Below are 19,248 nucleotides of genomic sequence, written 5' to 3'. Positions count from 1 at the left end.
CAAACCGGCGGGTGATATCCATCGCTATTTGCGAATGGCGCCTGTCACCCTGAATTCGATTTCGAGATCCTTCAAACGGCGAAACTCGCCTTCGTTCGTTATCCGCCAGCCCTGCTCCCACGCTTCACGCAATGGCGACTCCAAGCCCGAAGGACATGCGGTAATGGGTAGGTCGGCACGCGCCGCTCGCTTGCCGTCCTCGATATAGGGCTGGTCGCGGAAGTTCTCGAACGTGAACAACCAATGAGTCGCTTCATCGCTGCCCGCAAAGTAGGGGCAGGCGTTCGCATCCATACCCTGTTCGACCGCAAGAACCGCTTCACCTTCAATGGCGTCCCAGTATTCCCCGGATTCAATGCCACGTGTCATTTCTCGCCCCGTAGAAGCCTTGTCGGCCATGAACTCAAGTGACCTGTCAGAGTGCGCGCGACTCGCAAATATCGAGGGATGTTCGCAAATTGCGTTGTTCGCTCTCAATTAACGATAGAACCTACACCCGAAATGACTATCGGGCCGTCGCGTGGTCTTCAAAAGCTCGCATGCTTCCGGATAGACGTTGCCTTACCTGCACCGATTGTGGCGACTTAATCTCGATCAAACCAAGGGAAGTATCCAGCCTCTCTCGCCATCCACGCGCCGAAGATCACCGAACCAAAGACACCGATTGCCCAACGAATGACGTCGCCTGGCCCGCCCGTTTCACACAGGACAAACGCGATCAATATCATGACCGGTGTCGCCCAAAGAAGCGTTACCGCGACACCTTGAGCAGCTGCCAGTAGTACGCCGTTCCCATTGGTTCCCATTCGCGTCATAAATCACCCCCATCAGTTCTCAACCTATCGGCGCGGCCGGTGGTACAGGGGCGCAGCAGTGCGTAGGATAACCCCCGTTTGCGTCTTCGAGCCGCGCGCCACTCGCGTATACCACTCCACACCATCCCCCCCACAACCGCCACGACTGGTGTCAAGCCGCCCAGGGAACATTGTCTGCAAGTAACGACTGAACATCCGGCTGGTGAATAACGGAGGTAAGTTCGGCATACACGTCGACACGATTCCGGTCACTACCTAGCTTGACCGAGCTCGCCTGCTGCGGGTCGACACCTTCGAGCACTACCTTAGCCGCTATCCGCAGTAGGCCTCGCCGTTCAAGTTCCCACACACTCCGCTTCAGATGACGCTCGACCGTCACGCTCAGTGCTTGAGTGAGTTCACTCACTCGAACAATCATCGGAAGTACTGTTTGAATTGGCTCGCGCATACCCGGCTCCAAGCTTAGTTCGAAGCCGAGGCGAAAGCTTGGCATTTCCGCATACGGAACACGGTGTGCGCACATCACCTCTTTACCATCACGAGTCTCAAACGACACGTCCGCAAGTCGGAACCATTGTCGCACCTCGTGTCTTCTAAGGCCCGTCCAATATTCTCCCCACGCATCCGCGCGACCCTCCAGGCGAATTTCAACATTCTGTTCGTCAGACATGGGGGCAACGTCGGCCCTCGGCTGCAGGTTGACCGCAAGTTGCCGTCCAACGATTCGCACACCTCCATCCCATGTGTGTTCAATCTCAATTCGGCCCATATCGTATCCTCTGACTGACGCGTGACAATTATATATCCCCAATGGGGATGCTCACGTTATTTTCATCGCAGGCTGTGGAAACGGCGGGCGCTCATTTGCTTAAAGAGCGTCCGCCATAAGGTAAATCAAGCGCATTTACAAGCTTAATTCCGCTTGACGCGCCTCTTCGCGGGACACATCAGCCGCTGAGCGCACCCAATGATGCTGGTCACGTCGCAGCGCATTCCGCGCATCCTCGTCGCACAGTGGAAAATGCGTAGCGGCCAACGCGGTACGTGCTCCTTTATCCAAGCTTGCCAAATCACTTGCATGGATGACGTCGCGTTCGCCAAGGATCTTCACTTCGACGGCACGCAATTCGTATAGCTGTTCGACAAGCTCGCCTGGCATCGCACCCTTTGTTGAGTACGAGCTGGCCATCAGCTCCGACGACAACACTCCCCGAGTGACAGCCTCATGAAGCGCCTCCGCATAGCGCTGTGCGGCAAGTCGCGTGTAAGACCGCTCATCGCCGTCGCGCCCGATCGCCCAAAACGCGTTCACGTCTGCCCCATCCACGAATATCCCAACGGCTCTTTCGTCGAATGTCCTCTCTCCATCATTCGTCAGGAGGGAGCACTCACCCTTGAGCGAGAGCAGGAACGGTAGCTCAGCTCCAGTACGCGTCGTGATCGGCGCGTCGTCGATTGTCGAGGACACTTCTGCGGGCGGTTGTTCGGCGAGGTCTCGTCGACGCGCCGCTACCATTTCCGCCGTTGGATCCTGCCCTTCCTCAACCAATGTCACCGCGATCTCTTCGTCAGATAGTTCTCGCGCAGGGTGTGCCACGCGAAGGGCGTCACTGGTTTCAGACACCGCCTGCTCGGCAGCATTCATCAAGCGATAATCGAGCGCCAAATCCACCAGGTAATCCGCAATCCCCTCCGCGTCCTTGGCAGCGCGGAAGATTTCGTTTTTATCCTCCCGCAACGATTTGACCCATGAGCCTTGATAAGCAGCGTGTCTCTCCGGATTAAAGGGCACACCGAGTTCGGCTGAAAGAAACAGGCTGGCCATCTGAGCTCGGAGCTCCTCTCGCGCATAGGAAGCGCTACCGAAGGACCCCGTCAGGTCTCTGTTCAGACGGCTCGAGTGACCGGTCCAATGCCCAAGCTCATGAAGCGCAACCTCGTAGTAGTCCAGCGGTGTGGGAAAAGCCTCGCGCGGCGGGAGATGAATACGATCCGCGCCAACCAGGTAGTAGGCCGAATCCACCTGGTCATGGTGGATACGCGCGCCGCTTCCAGCGATAATCCGCTCCGCCTCTAACACCGTGTCCCATCCGCTGCTGCGCGCCTGCGGCACATATTCCGGTATTCCATCCAACTGGGACGCGTGGAACACCGTCGCATAAAAGACCTTCGGTTTCTCCAAGCGAACAACGACCGTCTTTTCCTCCCGCGTTTCCGGGTCGACGACCTTGTCCTTGCGCTCGAACTGCCAGTATTCCACAGACGTCCCCCGCGAGCCCTTGCGCACCCGCCAACCCTTGTCGTTCGCCTGCTTAAGGGTGCACCAACGCGGGTCAGCAGAGCCCATCGCCTGTGCACGCACCATCAGGTATATTGCGTTCCCGCCGCGATACGCACGTCCGGTCGTGGCGTTGTGCGGCATTTGAAGAAACCTCCCCGCCGCGTCACCGCTCCACGGCTTCTGCCAGGGCGCCGCGCCTTGCTCAATCAAGGCTACGATTTCGTCAGTCAGATCTCGGCGAAAGTCTCTTTTTTCTTTCGCCGTATCGCCTTTTTTCGAGCCCTCGCGCGCCGGACGTTCAGCCCCTTGATGGTCGGCCCTCATAGCGCGTTCGCTCTCGTACGCCCTACGGAGTCGCTCATCGTCGAAGGGATTCTCCGGCGCCAAATCAACCGCAGCCAACGCTCGCGCAACCGCCATCGCAGCGCGCTGCTGGGGACCGAGAGTTCTTCCTGACAGGTCACCTTGACGGTCCATCCCGGAGTTCGCGAGCGCAATGACAGCCTGCAGGGCCATCTCATCGAGCGCACCAGGATCTGTCGTCAATACTTGAGTGACGGCATCCAGTCGCTCACCGAGTGCCAGCGCCTCGTTCGCCAGAATCGATTGGATGTCCATCTCTCACCTCGAAGCATGGTCGGCGCGCCCTTCCGACACCGATTGTTCACCCGCCCCAACCGGCTCGTAGTCCGCCGAGAGCTCATCGAGCGGCATATCCGCCTCATCCACGCTCACCTCACCGCCAACGCCCAACGAAAGCTTGGAAGCCCCGCTCGCGCGTTCCGTCCGAATGGTACTCATCTTGGATTCTCCTCATGGTTCTAGACGCGACAATCCCGCGCCATAGAGATCATGTTATAGAAACCGCAATATTTCGCAAAAATATCTAAATATTTGCTTAAACGCCTACAAACGGAGCAATCGCATATATGTTTTTCTTCTTTTTGTCGCCATTTTATTCAGATCATCCGAGGCCTTGTAGGTCAATACAATAAACTCCGTAACCAGTCCCGAGCACGGCCTTCTGCCAAACAGCATTGAAGGTCGGGGAACTTCTCGGTCTGGCCTTCCGCCGATGAGACTGCCTCACGCCAGGAAACACGAAATCTCCCGTTACGGAGTTCATTGTCCCGTAGTAACTGTTTGGAACCTGTGGAAGTGGTTAAATCGGCTCTCGATATCCGCAAATCGGACCGGCCAAGGCATTCGACCAAGACGTTGGAGGTGATGCCCCGAGTCGTGTTACTGGCGGCCGTCGACGTCGCCCCGACCTATCCGAGGGAGAAGATCCGAAATCGCTAGACGATGTAGCCGATGCGTGTCGTCGAGGACTAGAGCTCGATTCGGCAACACACTTCGACGCCGGGGTTCAAAAAAGAGGGAGAAAGAGAAAAAGAGCCCGAGCCTTATACGACTCCGAAACACGCCTACCCGAGACCAGACACTCCGCCCTGAACGGTACCAGCGGCATTAGGCCAAAAAATTCAAAAAGAGAAAAAAATGAGCCTTACCCGCCCTTTTCGGCTCCGCAGTTAACGCCGGTACGGATATCAGGACTCATCAGGACTAGACAGCGCGATTCCTCGGCCAGTCGGGATGTCGGGATGTCGGGAACACTTGCAGCCATGCTCATACGACGCTATGGCACGCACGTCAGACTCTTCGGCAGGCACGCGAATAAGCACTCCGTCACGAATGCACAGACAGCCGCTTTCATAGTACTCGCGCAGCCAGGCGAGCCGCTCGATGTCCTCTGCCGTGATCGCTTGACACCTATACATACGAACCTCGATGAGTGCACGCCACACGTCCAACTTGGCCGAAGCGGCATTGAGAAAAAATCGCGAAGCACAGAAACAGAGCCCTTCAAAGCCCTTCACGAGACCTGGCACAGCAGCCACGTGAACGACAATGACGTTGCACCGGCACCATCCATCAGCCTCTATTCGCGCGGCGCGCCGTCTCACACGTTGAGGTACTGCTTTCCACGCCACCCGCTGATTGCCCCCCTGAAAAATCCAAAAATCGAAAAAATGAGCTTTTCAGTCGAGCGCTGCGTGGAATCAGACGGCTCGGGGTGGTGGATCACCGATAAACTTGCGGCCTGGCTGCGTCTGCCCTCCGACGGGACGCTTCCACGATTGATCACGCGTAAATTTCTGCATGCCATCCAACATCGATTTATGTGCGATCAGCTCATCCATCCGCCGCGATGCCGCGTTATAAAGACGTGTTCGGAATGCGTCAACGAAATCTAGAAATCCTGGAGGAAAGTGATCATCAAACCTTGCTGCTCGTTGCCCGCCGAGCTCTGCCAGTATTGGTACCGTGAAGAAACCTTGATGCGGCACATACGGAGCAAGCGCAGCCTTCATCTGCTGGAACAGTCGGTTGAACCGCTCCAAGACCCGGGCCAAAATCTCCAAAGTGCACCACGCTTTCGGATCCAATAAAGATTCGTCCTTAAGGCGCTCGTACTCATAGACGACACGTTGGACGTGAGCAAGAAAGTCCTTGTGAGTCTGCACGTTGTAAACCTTGCTGGGCTCGAAATCCGGCAGGAGGCCAAAGTTGTATTCGAGATAACGTGCGTCGCTCAAAATCAGAAGACGCGTGCCGCGCGACGCGAAGCCGATCGGAATGCCGAAGGGCAGGCGCATTTCCTCAATGCCCGAGCATTCACCATTGTTGGCCTCGATGGCGGCTTCGCGCGTCGCGTGACCTACGACCGTGCATTGAACCGATGGAGCGCGCAGCGGAAGGCCATCGATGCCGATGGTCTGGCGGCGCACCGCATGCTCCACCCCTCGAACCGCGTCGAACATGTGACGATTGGCGAGAGCGCGAATACGCTCCACCTCTGCGGCAGAGAACGGGGGAAGGTCCCGATATTCTAAGAGGGTGTTGACCGAATCAGAAAACTGGGCGTGCATGGCCGCCGTCAGCGACCGATCCGACGGAGTCGAGTAATACACCCCTGGAGAGCCATCCGCAAAACGCTGCTGTTCTCGGATGAACGCCAACACAACCGGCATGTCGGCGAATGAGAAATCGCCCGAATGCACATCCGCCTCGGAAGCAGCAGCATAATCGGCCGTCTCAAGATTCGGAATGACTCGGCGCATGCGAGCCAACGAGGTGTCTAGATCGAGGCCATAAAAATGGAGCGCCTCCTGCGCACTGCGCTGTGCACGCAGCGCTCGCTCATACCCATCCCCGTCGGCAAGCGCGGCGTCGTACGCTCGAACCGCAGATATGGACGTTTCGTTGGGACAAAACGAGAAGCCTGCGCTTCTCATGACTGCATTTAGGTCACCGACGAGACCACTTCTTTCACTGAAAGCATTGCGATCGACAATCGAGATCTTCAGGAACCGCTTACCGACTGAGACGTTATCGACCAGCTGTACCGTGGCACCGAATCTAGAACAATCTGGCCACGTCAAATCCCCCCGCACCGACTTTGATGCCATGCTGCTTCACCCCGACAGAACATGCTGCAATCGTCATCAAACGGCCGTGGCTCCCCAAGCTCCCCGAATCTTTGTCCGGTAGAGAGAAAGTGCTTCCACGGCCCCTGTTTCATCGATGGGGATGCCATTGTGCACACCTGATATATAGTCCCCGCCCCGCGTCATTACAACCGACAGGCACGGCTCGGCTTCTGAACTCCGCCTAATTCGCACATAAAGGCAATCAGCCCCATCGACTCTTTCACTTTGAACTACGACGAGCACGTGTCTCTGATCGTCTTGCACATCGTGCTCGCCCGTACCGCTTAGAACCACCTCTCTCACCTTACTCAACGAATAAGGGAAAGACCATGCATTAACGACAGTACTCCAGAAAACTTTACCTCTAGATAGCTCGTCTATCGCTTTATACATGGTTATCCAGAGACATTCTCCGGTGAAGAGTCGGCGTTCTCCCGGCCCAGTAGCTTCGACAAAAGCGCTGAGATGATCTCCTTGAAGACTTCCGCCATAGCGCGCACTCGTTCGGCCAGCGTCTGCATGTACTCGCCCTCGTCCTTGCCCAACCCCGGCAAATCAGCAGTACCCGATTCAACGGCCTTCATCGATCCGACGACACGCTCACGGATGCTCTCGTCGCTATTCGCGAACTTCTCGCGCACGTCCTTGATCCGCTTTTCGAACGTGTCAGACTCGCGACGATATGCTTCGAATTCGTCAGGCCGCTCTTTCCACAGCGCAGTCATGACCTCGCGCAGCGGAGCCAGATCCGCGTCGTTGCGCATGCTGGTCACGATCTCCCCAACGGAGCAGCCTCGCTTCGATGCCTCCTTAGCGACGCCCTCTTCCCACAGCACGAAGCCATCCAAGCTGCGAAGGTCCGTTGCTGCCGCAAGGACCCCCTCGGCCGCCTTCTCGATTTGTTCGCATTTCCAATTACTGATCTTCTCGAGTGTGGCAACAGGAGCTCGCAAGCCCTCACCTCGCGTCGACGGCAAGTCGTTTCGCACCGTCGGTTCAGGAGCGCTCCGAAAACGCTGTTTCAGATGGCGGTGAGCCGAGGTGAGTCCCAGCAACGGGGCCGCGATAACGCCTGCAGCGGCCTGCCCGATAAGCTCGCCAACCGTTTGCGACACTGCTGGCACAGCAGCAGGACCTACCGCACGTGGCGCGGCCTGCCCCGACGCTGCGGCGTCGGCGGAAGCCGCCGTCACAACCGGTTGCGTGAGGCCTTTTACAAGATCGGCCATATCCTCGCTGGTAGCGATGCTGCCTTCGGGCGCGGACTGCATTACGCGGGCCGCCGCATCCGAGATCGGCAGTGCCACCGGTTCCGTCGTGTCTTCACGCGCGGCGCGCGGTGTCTGCACCTTACCGGCGGCAATATCGGCCAGCCCCTTCAACCCCTTGCGAGCTCGCTTACGCGCAGCGGGAGCCTTGGCGTCATCTTCCTCATCATCTTCGACCTCGGGTGGCTCGCGCTTCTCGTCAAGCACCTCCGAGCCTTCAGACGCGGCGAGATCTTCCGTCTTGTCGACCGGGACCGCAGACTCCCCCGTTTCGACAGGGGTACTGTCAGACGATTCTTTCGCAGTAGGCTTTGCGCTCCCGCCGCCGCCCGCTAGCGGTCGGTGCATTCTTTTCCCGCGATTAGCAGCTTCGAGCACCATCTCAGTTTCGGCCAGCTGATGCTCAATGAACTCGTCTCCAGCAGGGGCGGATGACAATGCTTTAAGTTTCATTCTGACCTCTTCTATTCCCATCAATTGGACACTTTCGATCCCGCCGCATTTCTCGACGCATCGCTATACGCTCTCGCCACGCGCGGAGCCAAATACTTGTTCGTTTTGTGAGCCGCAATCATCGCCTGAATTACCCCGATGCGGGCCTCACGTTCCGCCATTTGCTGCTGCAGCCAAAACTTCGCAGCACGGATTCTGGCAATTTCCACCAACAGGCCACGCTGGCTCAAATCCGTAAGCTTCTGCTCCCACTCGGTATCGAGTGAGCGGCGAAGCATTTCTGCATCGACAATCTGCGACTCGCTCATACCCTCGTAGGACTGATACGGCGGCAAATCGGGAAATCCGTAACGCTCCCGGTCCGAGACACTCGGCTGTGTTTTCGACGCCTCATAGATCTGATCGCCAGAACTCGGAACGGTTTCACTCGCTGCCGCCCCGCTATTGCTCACCGGCGCTGGCGCTGCACCACCGGTACCCTGAGTTACAGGCCCAGCTCCGGGTGCGAACGGGTACGTTTTGCACATGTATTCCAGCGCATTACGCATGTAGCGGCTGCGTGTCTTGTCAGTGCCGTCGTTCGTCTCACGCAGCTTGGTGCCGCCATAGTTCGTCACGTACTCAAGATGCAGGTGAATAGGCAGGTCGAAACGGTCCATATGACTTCCCGTCCCTCCCGCGACACCGACGATGTCACCTACGGCAACTTCAGTACCGCCAACCGCCGCGCCGCTCGACTCCCTAAAGCCGACCGCCGCCCCGGATTTCAAGGCTGGCGTGACAGAGGCTAAGTGATTATACGTAACGATGTCGCCATTAGAGCGACGCAACGCCACCCGATTCCCATACCCACTACCCCAGAAACCTGCACCTATAACGGTCCCATTGTCGACCGCCTTTAATTCGGCACCAACCCCCGGTTTCTGAGGGTTCCTTGCCTGAAAATCCACCCCCCAATGCACACGGGGACTGGAATACTGCTCCAGCATCCGGGTCTTCCCGAACGTACTGGTGACCATATTCGACGGGATATTCACCGGATCCGCCAAGCACTGCGCCGCAGCATGCCCCGGCAGTATCACGGCAGCAACGGCCATTATCGCGAGGCGAGAATGGCGGATCATTGCCCCACCTTTGCGCGCGCATCAGCATTGCGTACGGCTGCGTCGGCCGAACCGCTTCCGTCGCTTGCCAGCAGCGCCAGGCGGCTCGCAATCAGGGCTTCCTCGCGTTCTCCCGCCTGATATCGCAGATACTGAACGTACAGGTCCGTCGCCCCCATCTTGGCCAGCTCAACCAGCAGTCCTCGCTGGCTCTGCGATGCAAGCGTCTGGGCCCAACCATCATAGTTGGCGCCCCCGGCATACGTGCCGATTTTACTCGACAGTGCATCCATGACACTCTGCGTGTCACCCCCATGGCCACCGCGACTGGCAGTCCAAGACTGGATCGTTTTCAACGAAGCCTGCGAGACGGACGCGATCGCATCTTTGCTCCGCTTTTGCTCCATGTAGGCTTGGCCGACCGGAGTCCTCGCCGTCGCCGCACTGATCGCGACATCCGGCAGTCCGTACAGGTGATTCAGTAGTTGTGACTTCGCAGCGTCCTCGGCCGACCCGGAGGCGTACGACGTGAAGAAGTTCGTCGCATCAACATCCTTGCCTGCCATCGTCCCCGGTGCCTGGCAAAGGCCCGCCTTCGCTTCATCTGCCGTGCAATACGTGCCGCTCGCCGAGCGCAGACGATCAGCAATCGTACTGCCCTGGTTTGCGACGAAGCGCCCCGGCGCAGCATCGACTTCGCGAATGACCTTGTCTTGCATGTCGCTGGCAGCTTCTCCAATAGCCACGGCGATATTCTTGCTCCGGGTGAGCTCGCCACATGGGTCATAGCCTTGCCCAGTGGCGGGGTCGTAATCCGCAAGGGTCTTCATCAATGCCTTTCGACTGGATATCTCGACGGCCAAGTTGGCACTGGCTTGCTTTGCGCTGCGCACCATTGCATTCGAGTTTTCCGCCGACGTCTTAATCTGCGACGTGGCGACCTTGATAGCGCTGACCATCGTTTCGAGGTTAATCGTACGCGCTATGCCGACGGCCGTCGTCATGGCCGCGATTGACGCCCCCACGGTAGTGCCCGCAGCCGTCATCCCTGCCTGCCATACGGAGTCGGCAACTGCAGGACAGCCCGCCGCAACGGTGACGCCCGTCACCGAAAACAAGGTCGTGCACACCACTGCCTTTCGCAAACGTGTCGTCATTGCGTCACCAGCCCAGCAGATTGGGACGCCAGCGCCTTTGCAGCCGCGTCCCGCGTCTTCTTACCGTTGATGCGGTCGTTCTCAAGCGCCAGCTCCACCGCCTCATTGGCCTCACGGCGAAGATCTTGGCGCAATTGCCGCTCCGCGACCTTCAGGGTGAGACCCTGGATCTTCACCATATCAACCAAGACACCACGCTCGGACTGCGATGCTTGATCCCGTGCCCAGTTTTCTGCTTCCTTGGTGCCGAAGTACTGCCCCACACGCTCGCGCATGAACGAATCGAACCCTTCCGCGTCGGCCTGTGCTGCCTTAAGCGAATACGCAGGAAATGCGAGGTATGCGTCGCGCTGCTTCTTCTGCAGCACATACGCAGCCCCCGTCGCCGTAGCTGCTTGCCCAGCGGGAATCGGCGCGTCGGGCAGACCGATGATGTTGTTGATCACCGCGTTCTTCGCTGCCACCACATTGGCACTCGTGTCAGTGCTGAAGATCAACGATGCGTTCGTGTCCCCGCCTGGGATCGCCCCAACGCTCGTACAAATGCCCGCATCAACGTCTGCCTGAGTGCAAAAGAGTGCCTTGTGTACCTTGTCGCGCTGCACGAGCACGTCTCCCGGCAACGCATACTTCCCACCTCCCGCCTGAATCTCAGTCGCGACACGACTCCCGATCGTGCGGCGTGCGGTGATTTCCGCCAAAGCAAACTGCTTCGTCGCGGTCAACTGCTTGCACGGGTCATACCCCTGCGAGGTGTAGTCCTCGATCGTCTTGTCGATCAATTCTTTGTTGGCGATATCGGTTGCCACAGAGGCACCTGCTTGCTCGGCCTGGAGCATCTGAGCATCTTGTTCATCAGCCGAAACCTTCACCTGCTTTGTCAACGCAGCGATCGAGCTGATGATGTATCGTGTTTCGATCGTGTCCTGCGCAATAAGCGTCGCGCCTGCCGCAGCCACGGATGCCGTGAGTGTTGCGGCCATCGCTCCAGCCGCACTGGTAACCAGCGCCTCGGTTCCACCGCACGACGCCCATGCTACCCCTGCACTCAAGGACACCAACGTCGCGCCGACGCAGGTCTTCTTTAACGCGCTTTTCAGTCGCTCACTCATTGCGTTGATCCTTCACCGGATTTCTGCGCGGAACGCGCTTCTGTGAACCGCATGAATGAGAATCGGGACATCGACATAAGCGCCTCTTGCTCACGAAGCGCATGACGAGCGCCGTTGCACGCTGCGGAGTCGCAGGCCACCGATTTTTCGGGCACGACCATGGGCGCCACTCGCTTTGAGAAGTCCGTCGCCGCTTCGACCTGGTCCCAGCCGTAGGTCCGCCCAGGCTGAAGGTGCATCGAAAAGTCCTGGTCACCCGCCTGCATTCCGTTCGCATTCAACGTGCAATAGCCCAGCTGCGCCTCCGAAACACTGCAGTACCTCGCCGAATGACGGCTCGCTCGCTGCTCGACAGTCGCAGCAAACGGAAACTGCGTGACTTGCGTCTTTCCACCAAGAGCCCCAGACACCCCGCCTGCGCTTGCTGTGCCATCCGCCGAAACGATATAGAGACGCGACAGCGCGGTTTGTGCATGCTTGCCCGTAGCCAAGACCGTCCCCCCCATAATCGACGCCATGCCGACCTGATAGCAGCCGTCGACGAGTTGTCCGGTCGCGCCATACTGGTCCACTGCGTCGCTAAGCTTTTCACGCATGAATGCGTCGATTGAGCTCGAAGAGAACGCCTGCTGAGACTGCATCGCGGACTGCCCGCGTTGATCTGCGGCCAACCTCACTTGCGCGGTCAGCACCTTAAAAGACGAGACAACGTGCTGCGTCGCGAGCGCTTCCGTCAGTTGCGCCTTAGCGACGCACGGCGCGCAGACCAAGAGGGCAAGAAACAGTCTTTTCCACACGTCAGTTACTCCCGAACAGCTTGCTGCCCATCGAGGAAACTTCGCTTACGGCACTCTTTGCCGGGGCAGTGACGGCCTGCGTCGCGTTGCTCACAGCAGTGTCCGCCGCACTTGTCGCGGTGTTCACGGCTTGGGTCGCCCCGGAGACTGTCGTTCCGACCGTGTTGTTTGCTGCATTCGTCAGGCCCGCCAACGGATCAATCACGGTTTTTGTACCCGGGGGGGCCGCGTAACTCGTGCCGTAGGTATTCAGCGAGACTCCCACGGCTTTGCCGAGTGAACTGTCCAGATAATTCACGGCGGAGGCACCTCCGCCGTTGATGAGACCTGCGGCGTAGTTGTACTTGCCGATAAAGTCGGACAGCGAATTTCGCGCTGCCGTACAGGCCGCTTGCACCGCCATCTGCGTGACCTGCTTGACCGCCGACGAAATCCAATTCATCGGATCGGGAATCAAGTTCGACAAGTCGATGCTCGATAGCGCACCAATACAGCTTGATACGCCGCCCACGGTGAAGTACTTCGAGGGATCCGGCTGAGTTACACCGACCATCTGAATCCGCCGATTCAAGGCGTCCTGCGCCGCTTGCGCAATGACGCAGTCCGTCGTTGTTGATGTGCCGCTTGTGCTTTGCTGCGCCCATACGGCAATACCAGTGGAAATTGCCGCGCCAGCGCTCATAAGCAGCACACCCTTGACGAGTGGCCGCGCCTTCTGGCGCACAAGGCGCCCTCCGAGAGTGGTGATGTTCATGATGTCGGTTGAAGAATAGAAAGCACGTACTCGACGTTTTCCTTACTGCAGATGCGGTTGAGCAATGTCGTGCGCATCAGTACTTCAAGCCGCTTCAAAAACAAATCGGCGTTCGGATCGTTGAGTCGCTGCGAATGACAAAACGCTACCAACTGCTGAAAGAAGCCTGGCTGACACGATTGCAGGAATTCAACGGTGTACGTCTGCTGTGCGATGTCAAGCCATGACAAGATCTGCACAAAGGCAGGGTTATCCGGCGGAATCGAGTTACGGTGATTGTCGATAACGGCATCAAGCCGCTCTAAACGCGCCTTCACCTCGTCCGCCATCTTCTGCCCTTCCGCCTCCAGACGCCTCAACACCCAGTACTCGACCTTCGTGAAGAACGCCATTTGGTGGAGAGTCGTGCCGGTCTTATCCTTCGCGTTCATGTGCGCGGCGACATGCCCAGGATCGGACACTCGAAACGCAGGCCCTCGCCGAGCCTTACCATGATCCTCGGGGGGATTATTCGACAAAATTGCCTCGCACAATCACAGAATTAAGTGTATTTTATTCTAAAAGGAACGAAGAAAAAACATTTTATTGGTACATATATGATCGTTTTAAGCTGGCAAAACAAGCGTGTGCGGCTACTCGGCATGTTGGGGGCGATTGACTCTCAAATTGCACCTCGTACGCGTGATCTGGCGCAAAGCTGGATGGACAGATATCGCCTCTCTCCGCACACAGTTTCCGAACAACGCCCGACGAATGGTACGTCGGCTGCGCCCGCGCCAGCGACAGCCGACGTACCCGATTACCTCCGCTAAGCTCCCAGAAAAAAGGGCCGTCCGAGTCTTTGCACCGGATGGCCCTTTTCCATGCACGCCGTGCTACCGCAGGGTTAGAACGGTTCCGGCGACATCTCGGAGGCCACGTTCGCCGCCTGTTGAGCGCCGAGCAGTTCGTCCGCAGGATCTTGCGCCGCTTCGCTCGTGGCGGCGACTTCGGCTACCACCGTCTTGGCAAAGCCGTTGCTGTTCGCGGTCACCAGGCTGAAGACGGACTGCTTCGGCTGCTCCTGCTCAGCCTCGTTTGCCTTGATGAAATACTGGTAGCCGTTCTGACCTTCCTTCCTGGTCACGTAGATATCCTTGTACCAGTGCACCTTCTGTTCTTCGCGCGTGCCGTCAGGTTGCGGAAACCACTGCGACCCGGTGTAAAAGTTGATCGGGCTCTTGGGGTTGGCCGCCGACGCAATCAGACTGGCGCGCGTTGCCGGACCGGCGTTGATGCGCTCGCCCGGAATAACTTCGGCACGAATCGAGCCGTCCTTGATCGCATCCACGATCGAATGCAGGTCCTGACGCATGTCCGGCGAGGCCGTCGAATAATCCGGATACCCTTCGTCGCCATTCAAACCGGCGATGACAGCGCGCATGATCATCGAGTGACGGTCTTCGGTCGCCGGATCCACAATGCGCTCCAGCGTCTGTTGCGCATTGCCGATCGTATATACGTCTCTCACCGTGCCGGTGTCCGGATCTTTGACCGAATCCTTGATCGTCGCGGCGGACACGCGCGTTTCCGGTAGGCCGGTGACAACGTTGTTGTTCGCGTCGAGCAAGCGCAGGAGAACGAAAGGCTTACGCTGAACGCCATCCTTCTCGTTTTCAAACGCTGCGTGCAACGTATCGACCGCGTTGTCCGGTGTGAGCACAGTCGCCGCTTTCGGATCGATGGCATCGACGTAAGCGTACGACGATCCCTGCACCGTACCGGCGCTCAGGTGCCCTCGCACCTTTTCACACGCAGCACCGGGCTCCGCAGCCAGCGTTTCGACCCAGTGCGCCATGTGCAGGCCATCGTCGCCCGGGGACGGAAGCACCTTGGTGAACATAAGCAAACCACCGACATCGCAGAACACTTTCTGCCCCTTGGTGGCAACTTCCTGCGGGCGCGGGCGGTGAGCTGCGTCGGTACCCACATAGGCCTGATGGACGCGTTTGCGAGCGTCGTCGAGCGACTCGTTGGCTCGCACGTTCACCACGGTACCTTCGTCGACCGTCATCATGCGAACGCGAACCGGCTCATTGGTTTCGATGTTCACGCCCTCGAAAATCCCCGGCTTGTTGTGCTCGATGACGACCTCGTTCAAGCGCATGACGAGCGTTTTCGGTTCGACTTTCTTGGCGCCCGCGCTCTGCTTACGCGCGCCCCCGCCATTGAGACTATTGAATTGCATAGCTGGCTCCTGAGAGTGTTTGATCGCATATTCGATCGCCAAATAGTGCTTTTGCATCAAGTGAGTCAGCGATCTAAATGTCTTTTTAGCACCAGCCATGACGCCAATCAAATTTATTTGCCTTATATTGGCTTATTTATGTGGTTTTGCTCTTTTATGGTGTCATTTTCATAACTTATTTTGGCACCATATGAGAACAATCAATCGGGTTCAGTTTGAGGAGGAACACGTTTCGCGGCGCGCGATGGCTTGGCCGTTGGAGCGTTCGCTTCGCACCACGCTTGAAAATTCGCAACCAGCGGTCCGACATCTACGTCCGCGACGTGCTCGCCAAAAACTTCCTTGCGAAGGAAGTCACTGAAAGCAAGAGCCGCTAGACCGTCGCGCCCCGCTTTACGCTCTTTCACACCGTTCACGCGATAGCCAATGCTCGCGCGCTCATCCGCTACCACTTGAATGTCCACAAAGGGGACCGCAAACTCCCTAAGAAATTCGTGCGCCATCCATATGAGTGCCCCAAGGTAGCCATCCGGCGCCGCCAGGTCGCGCGGCCCAATGAATGTGCCGTCCATTTGGAGGGCTCCACCACGGGTAACGTATGCGGCACTCGCCGCATACGTGAGCTTCGACAGGCTATTGATGAAGTCGTCCATGGGGCGCCTCGGAGTGAATTTTCTATTTTTATTTTACATCACCACGAATCAAAACCGCCTCATATTCGGCAATTTCGGTCAAATATCAGGACTTTGTTACATCGCGAGACTATTTTTCTTACCCTCGCAACGCCCGCGCCGCGAGTTCTCGCCCACGCTTTACGCGCTCCGTTGCCGCAATCCCATGGCGCTCCAACTCAAGCGGATCTGCGACTTCCTGCGTCAGACCAACATGCAGGGCGCGCGCGATCGTCAAAACGTCCAGGTTACGGGCATTCAACGCTACCCATGCCTGCACCAGGCCACGGCGCTGCGACTCCGGAGCGGTGCCGAGCCATGACTCGAGCGGCCCCAGGGAGCGCGCATTCAACTCCGCATAGATCGGCTTCGGCAGCTCTGTATCCGAGATGAGATCGAAATAGCCGACGCCGGTATCATCAACGAGCACAATTTTCCGCCCCCCCAAGGCAACGTCGTCTACTTCAATGATTTCTCCCGGCGTGCACCGCTCGATTGCCATGATCGTCCCCTAGTCAAAAGTTATGTTCACTCGATGGCGCCGCGTCATGTCGATCTTCATGCCGTTTCGCCGATGCCATTCGCAATACAGGTCCTATCAAGCCGTGATCAGTGAGGATTGCCTTCGCGCGAACATGCGGCAGTGACTCGCCAGCAGCAAAACCCAACTCCATCCGACGCGAAGTTTCGGCAGTGAACCCGATTTGTTTTGCCCTATCGGCGCAAGCCAGCCCTTTCGGGGTGAGGCCCATCTCATAACCTTCTCGAGCAATCATTCCGCGCGATAAAAGCTTGTCGACATGCGTGACGATGGTACTCGGTCGCCCCATTCCCTTCTCTGCCAGATACGCGAGTAAAGCGACGTCGGTTGGAAGCGGATGATACCCGGGTTCGCTTCGGCTCCGGCGCCACGGCGCTCGTGCGCAGGACACCTCATTCTCAAGCACGACGTCACGCCCGAGCGCGGACACCTCGACTCTGCGAAGCGTGCGCTCCTGGCCCGATTCGAGAAGGTTCCGACCAATCAAAACCGCCACACCTTCGCTTCGCCCCATCATCGACAGCGGCCGTCCCAGCAGTAAATCATCCAAGCCCGGACGTGGACTCTCGTGCGCACCATCCTCGCCCCCGGAATCATCGCGGGCCTTTAGCAACGCTGGCGAAAACCCACATCGATTTCTTTCGGCCAGTCGATACGCCAGCTCCACAGCATCCTGAGACACGCTCCTGGAACGCACACGCGGATAGCTTACGTAGCCTTCTTCGTAGGCGGTCTGAAACGCATCAGCTGCTTGACGTATCTCGAGATGCATGCGAAGTGCGATTTCTGCCACTACATCCTCGTAGTTCCAACGTTGAGCAACGGGAACCACCACTTCCTGCATTCCCGTAAATTCCACTTCGCCCTTGGCTAGAGCGTCAACTAGGCGCCCACCAAACTCGAAATCCTCGTTGCTGCGCACGGGCAGATCGCACCGATAGATACCGCCGTCGGAACCCTCCAGTTCAACGCCGAACGAGCCCACCGTCGGAGGCGACTCTGCAATCGAAATCAGCGCACTGCTCTGCACTCTTCCGACCGGCAGAGCATGCACCGCTCCTACGGACGCAAATGTCGCGCCAATTGCGCGATCAACGATTCGTCGGCACTCACCGGCGCACGCGTTAGCGGCGAAGCCGTCGCGTGTCGCTTCAAGAAAAGACTGTTTTATCTCTTGGGAGGTGATGGCGCGAAGCCGCACGCGCTGTAAGCGATCATTCCGGGACTCGAGCAATCTCGCCACGTCGTGAGCAATGACGTCGCCTTCTTGGTCGTCGTCAGTCGCGACAAAAATCCGGTCCGCGCGAGCCGCCGACGACCGGATCTTGTCGAGTAACTCCCGTCGATCGGTGCGGAAACGATAGTCAGTTTCTCGGAGATCCGATGTCAGCGCGATCGGGGATAGCTTTGCGGGATTGTCAGCGATGTGACCGGCAGTTGCGATCACATCAGCGTTGATACCTGCCTCGCGCAGCAAGGCCTCCATGCGACGCACCTTGCCAGTTGCTTCCACAATTACAAGGTCGCGCATAGCAGGCCATTCACTACGCGTCTTTCTTCACGACCTTACCAGCTCGAACTTTAGTGCTCGCAGCAGGAGGCAGCGGACGCTTGTTCATCGCGTAGTAAAAGTCCCGAATCATCTGATTGACCATCTGGCTCGTCGTGCGCGCGTGCATCCTCGGTCCTTGCGAGCGACGCGACTCGGCTTCAACGTACTCCATAACATCGGAGTCCAGAGTCACCCGACCCGTAGTGGTCTGACGCTTACGAGCCTGATCGAAGATCCCAAGTTCGCGCGCCCGCTGGCGAATCCGCGTGTACTCGTGGTCCTTCACCTTGTGCTCGTCGCGCAGCACGTCACGCGCTTCACCGATCGTCATTTCGCGCCCGTTGACGAGGTCAACAAACAAGTATGCGAGTTCCGTATCTCGATAAATGCGACTCAACCGATTCTCGGCCGCGTCAATGCGACGCGAATGTACCTTGCGCGGCTTGTATGCGGCCGAAAGCTGATACTCAATATGCTTAGCCGATTCGAGATCGTTGATATAGACCTCAACCGGCTGGGCTTCCCCGACTTCGACTCCAGCCCACTCATTCCCGGGAAGGAATTCAAGCAGCCCTCCCTTGTCGCGGATCCGCAAGCTGAACATCTTGATCAAGAAAACAAAATCGCGTTCCGGGATCTTGAAGCCCTGTTCAGCCGCGCGCGCGCGCAAGAACGCCAAAGAGCCCATCACTGGCGTGGGCATGCGGTCGACCACGTAGTCGACGTCGATCATCAGGCGCGCAACCCGCCTCACCGACTCAGCCGATGAATGCTCAAGAAACGGGAAATTCCTCTCGGCATGCGTGATCATCCCGCTCAAGTGGAGGTCGTCGAGATCCTTGTACTTACTGATAGGGGTCGGCATCCTGAGTCGCAAGAGAAATGAGATTATTTTTTTGTATTCTACATGAACTGAAAACAAGAGGAAATTGTTGTCAATCCAAGATCTAAGGGATCTTATACTCCGGAATCAACAACTGAATCTCGGAATCGAGCCGAAATAGTGCATTTCTGGGGGAAGCC

Annotated in this window: 17 protein-coding genes; all 17 read right to left on the bottom strand. The window is 57.7% G+C overall.

Annotated elements, in window-relative coordinates:
- Positions 1 to 24: 24 nt before the first annotated feature.
- The 17 genes from A9762_RS04550 to A9762_RS04470 all read right to left on the bottom strand — a co-directional run bounded on the left by A9762_RS04550 (position 25) and on the right by A9762_RS04470 (position 19,090).
- Positions 25 to 399 carry a hypothetical protein gene (locus A9762_RS04550; protein ID WP_069340862.1) on the bottom strand — a complete coding sequence of 125 codons (375 nt, stop codon included), beginning with the start codon at positions 397 to 399 and terminating at the stop codon, positions 25 to 27.
- Between the two features lie 567 nt (positions 400 to 966).
- Positions 967 to 1,485 (bottom strand): hypothetical protein, encoded by a 519-nt coding sequence (locus A9762_RS04545; protein WP_139133079.1) that lies wholly within the window; start codon positions 1,483 to 1,485, stop codon positions 967 to 969.
- A gap of 234 nt (positions 1,486 to 1,719) precedes the next feature.
- Positions 1,720 to 3,714: a zincin-like metallopeptidase domain-containing protein gene (locus A9762_RS04540; protein WP_069340860.1), complete on the bottom strand. Its 1,995-nt coding sequence runs from the start codon at positions 3,712 to 3,714 to the stop codon at positions 1,720 to 1,722.
- Positions 3,715 to 3,717: 3 nt separating this feature from the next.
- On the bottom strand, positions 3,718 to 3,897 hold the full coding sequence (locus tag A9762_RS04535; RefSeq protein ID WP_069340859.1) for a hypothetical protein: 180 nt from the start codon (positions 3,895 to 3,897) through the stop codon (positions 3,718 to 3,720).
- A gap of 1,262 nt (positions 3,898 to 5,159) precedes the next feature.
- Positions 5,160 to 6,569, bottom strand: a complete 1,410-nt coding sequence (locus A9762_RS04530; RefSeq protein ID WP_139133078.1) for a hypothetical protein — start codon at positions 6,567 to 6,569, stop codon at positions 5,160 to 5,162.
- A 416-nt stretch (positions 6,570 to 6,985) separates the two neighbouring features.
- Entirely contained in the window at positions 6,986 to 8,311 is a 1,326-nt protein-coding gene (locus A9762_RS04525) for a hypothetical protein (RefSeq protein WP_240493446.1), read from the bottom strand.
- Positions 8,312 to 8,331: 20 nt separating this feature from the next.
- Positions 8,332 to 9,435, bottom strand: coding sequence for a M23 family metallopeptidase (locus A9762_RS04520; protein WP_069340856.1), 1,104 nt, complete (start codon positions 9,433 to 9,435; stop codon positions 8,332 to 8,334).
- The gene (locus A9762_RS04515; protein ID WP_069340855.1) at positions 9,432 to 10,571 is read right to left on the bottom strand and encodes a hypothetical protein; all 1,140 of its coding nucleotides are present in this window, start codon (positions 10,569 to 10,571) and stop codon (positions 9,432 to 9,434) included. Before A9762_RS04515 ends, A9762_RS04520 begins: the two co-directional genes overlap by 4 nt.
- Positions 10,568 to 11,683, bottom strand: coding sequence for a hypothetical protein (locus A9762_RS04510; RefSeq protein WP_240493445.1), 1,116 nt, complete (start codon positions 11,681 to 11,683; stop codon positions 10,568 to 10,570). The genes A9762_RS04515 and A9762_RS04510 overlap by 4 nt, the downstream gene beginning before the upstream one ends.
- Entirely contained in the window at positions 11,680 to 12,480 is an 801-nt protein-coding gene (locus tag A9762_RS04505; protein ID WP_069340853.1) for a hypothetical protein, read from the bottom strand. Before A9762_RS04505 ends, A9762_RS04510 begins: the two co-directional genes overlap by 4 nt.
- A gap of 1 nt (position 12,481) precedes the next feature.
- On the bottom strand, positions 12,482 to 13,234 hold the full coding sequence (locus tag A9762_RS04500) for a hypothetical protein (RefSeq protein WP_069340852.1): 753 nt from the start codon (positions 13,232 to 13,234) through the stop codon (positions 12,482 to 12,484).
- The gene (locus tag A9762_RS04495; RefSeq protein WP_069340851.1) at positions 13,231 to 13,665 is read right to left on the bottom strand and encodes a hypothetical protein; all 435 of its coding nucleotides are present in this window, start codon (positions 13,663 to 13,665) and stop codon (positions 13,231 to 13,233) included. Before A9762_RS04495 ends, A9762_RS04500 begins: the two co-directional genes overlap by 4 nt.
- A 455-nt stretch (positions 13,666 to 14,120) precedes the next feature.
- A complete protein-coding gene (locus tag A9762_RS04490) occupies positions 14,121 to 15,461 on the bottom strand; it encodes a hypothetical protein (RefSeq protein WP_069340850.1) in 1,341 nt (446 codons plus the stop codon).
- A 200-nt stretch (positions 15,462 to 15,661) separates the two neighbouring features.
- Positions 15,662 to 16,114: a hypothetical protein gene (locus A9762_RS04485; protein ID WP_069340849.1), complete on the bottom strand. Its 453-nt coding sequence runs from the start codon at positions 16,112 to 16,114 to the stop codon at positions 15,662 to 15,664.
- Between the two features lie 118 nt (positions 16,115 to 16,232).
- Positions 16,233 to 16,634 (bottom strand): hypothetical protein, encoded by a 402-nt coding sequence (locus A9762_RS04480; protein ID WP_069340848.1) that lies wholly within the window; start codon positions 16,632 to 16,634, stop codon positions 16,233 to 16,235.
- Positions 16,635 to 16,647: 13 nt separating this feature from the next.
- Positions 16,648 to 18,204, bottom strand: coding sequence for a toprim domain-containing protein (locus A9762_RS04475; protein WP_069340847.1), 1,557 nt, complete (start codon positions 18,202 to 18,204; stop codon positions 16,648 to 16,650).
- Positions 18,205 to 18,217: 13 nt separating this feature from the next.
- Positions 18,218 to 19,090, bottom strand: a complete 873-nt coding sequence (locus tag A9762_RS04470; RefSeq protein WP_069340846.1) for a hypothetical protein — start codon at positions 19,088 to 19,090, stop codon at positions 18,218 to 18,220.
- Positions 19,091 to 19,248 lie beyond the last annotated feature (158 nt).

Origin of the sequence: Pandoraea sp. ISTKB (assembly GCF_001721285.1) — a bacterium.
Lineage (GTDB): Bacteria > Pseudomonadota > Gammaproteobacteria > Burkholderiales > Burkholderiaceae > Pandoraea > Pandoraea capi.
Note: the sequence above shows the minus strand (reverse complement) of the source record. Positions and strands in the feature narration are given on the sequence as shown.

Coding starts and splice junctions, on each gene's coding strand:
- A9762_RS04470 (WP_069340846.1), bottom strand. CDS start 19,090: ATGCCGACCCCTATCAGTAAGTACAAGGATCTCGACGACCTCCACTTG.
- A9762_RS04520 (WP_069340856.1), bottom strand. CDS start 9,435: ATGATCCGCCATTCTCGCCTCGCGATAATGGCCGTTGCTGCCGTGATA.
- A9762_RS04540 (WP_069340860.1), bottom strand. CDS start 3,714: ATGGACATCCAATCGATTCTGGCGAACGAGGCGCTGGCACTCGGTGAG.
- A9762_RS04510 (WP_240493445.1), bottom strand. CDS start 11,683: ATGAGTGAGCGACTGAAAAGCGCGTTAAAGAAGACCTGCGTCGGCGCG.
- A9762_RS04525 (WP_240493446.1), bottom strand. CDS start 8,311: ATGAAACTTAAAGCATTGTCATCCGCCCCTGCTGGAGACGAGTTCATT.
- A9762_RS04535 (WP_069340859.1), bottom strand. CDS start 3,897: ATGAGTACCATTCGGACGGAACGCGCGAGCGGGGCTTCCAAGCTTTCG.
- A9762_RS04550 (WP_069340862.1), bottom strand. CDS start 399: ATGGCCGACAAGGCTTCTACGGGGCGAGAAATGACACGTGGCATTGAA.
- A9762_RS04500 (WP_069340852.1), bottom strand. CDS start 13,234: ATGAACATCACCACTCTCGGAGGGCGCCTTGTGCGCCAGAAGGCGCGG.
- A9762_RS04530 (WP_139133078.1), bottom strand. CDS start 6,569: ATGGCATCAAAGTCGGTGCGGGGGGATTTGACGTGGCCAGATTGTTCT.
- A9762_RS04515 (WP_069340855.1), bottom strand. CDS start 10,571: ATGACGACACGTTTGCGAAAGGCAGTGGTGTGCACGACCTTGTTTTCG.
- A9762_RS04475 (WP_069340847.1), bottom strand. CDS start 18,204: ATGCGCGACCTTGTAATTGTGGAAGCAACTGGCAAGGTGCGTCGCATG.
- A9762_RS04490 (WP_069340850.1), bottom strand. CDS start 15,461: ATGCAATTCAATAGTCTCAATGGCGGGGGCGCGCGTAAGCAGAGCGCG.
- A9762_RS04480 (WP_069340848.1), bottom strand. CDS start 16,634: ATGGCAATCGAGCGGTGCACGCCGGGAGAAATCATTGAAGTAGACGAC.
- A9762_RS04485 (WP_069340849.1), bottom strand. CDS start 16,114: ATGGACGACTTCATCAATAGCCTGTCGAAGCTCACGTATGCGGCGAGT.
- A9762_RS04495 (WP_069340851.1), bottom strand. CDS start 13,665: ATGAACGCGAAGGATAAGACCGGCACGACTCTCCACCAAATGGCGTTC.
- A9762_RS04545 (WP_139133079.1), bottom strand. CDS start 1,485: ATGTCTGACGAACAGAATGTTGAAATTCGCCTGGAGGGTCGCGCGGAT.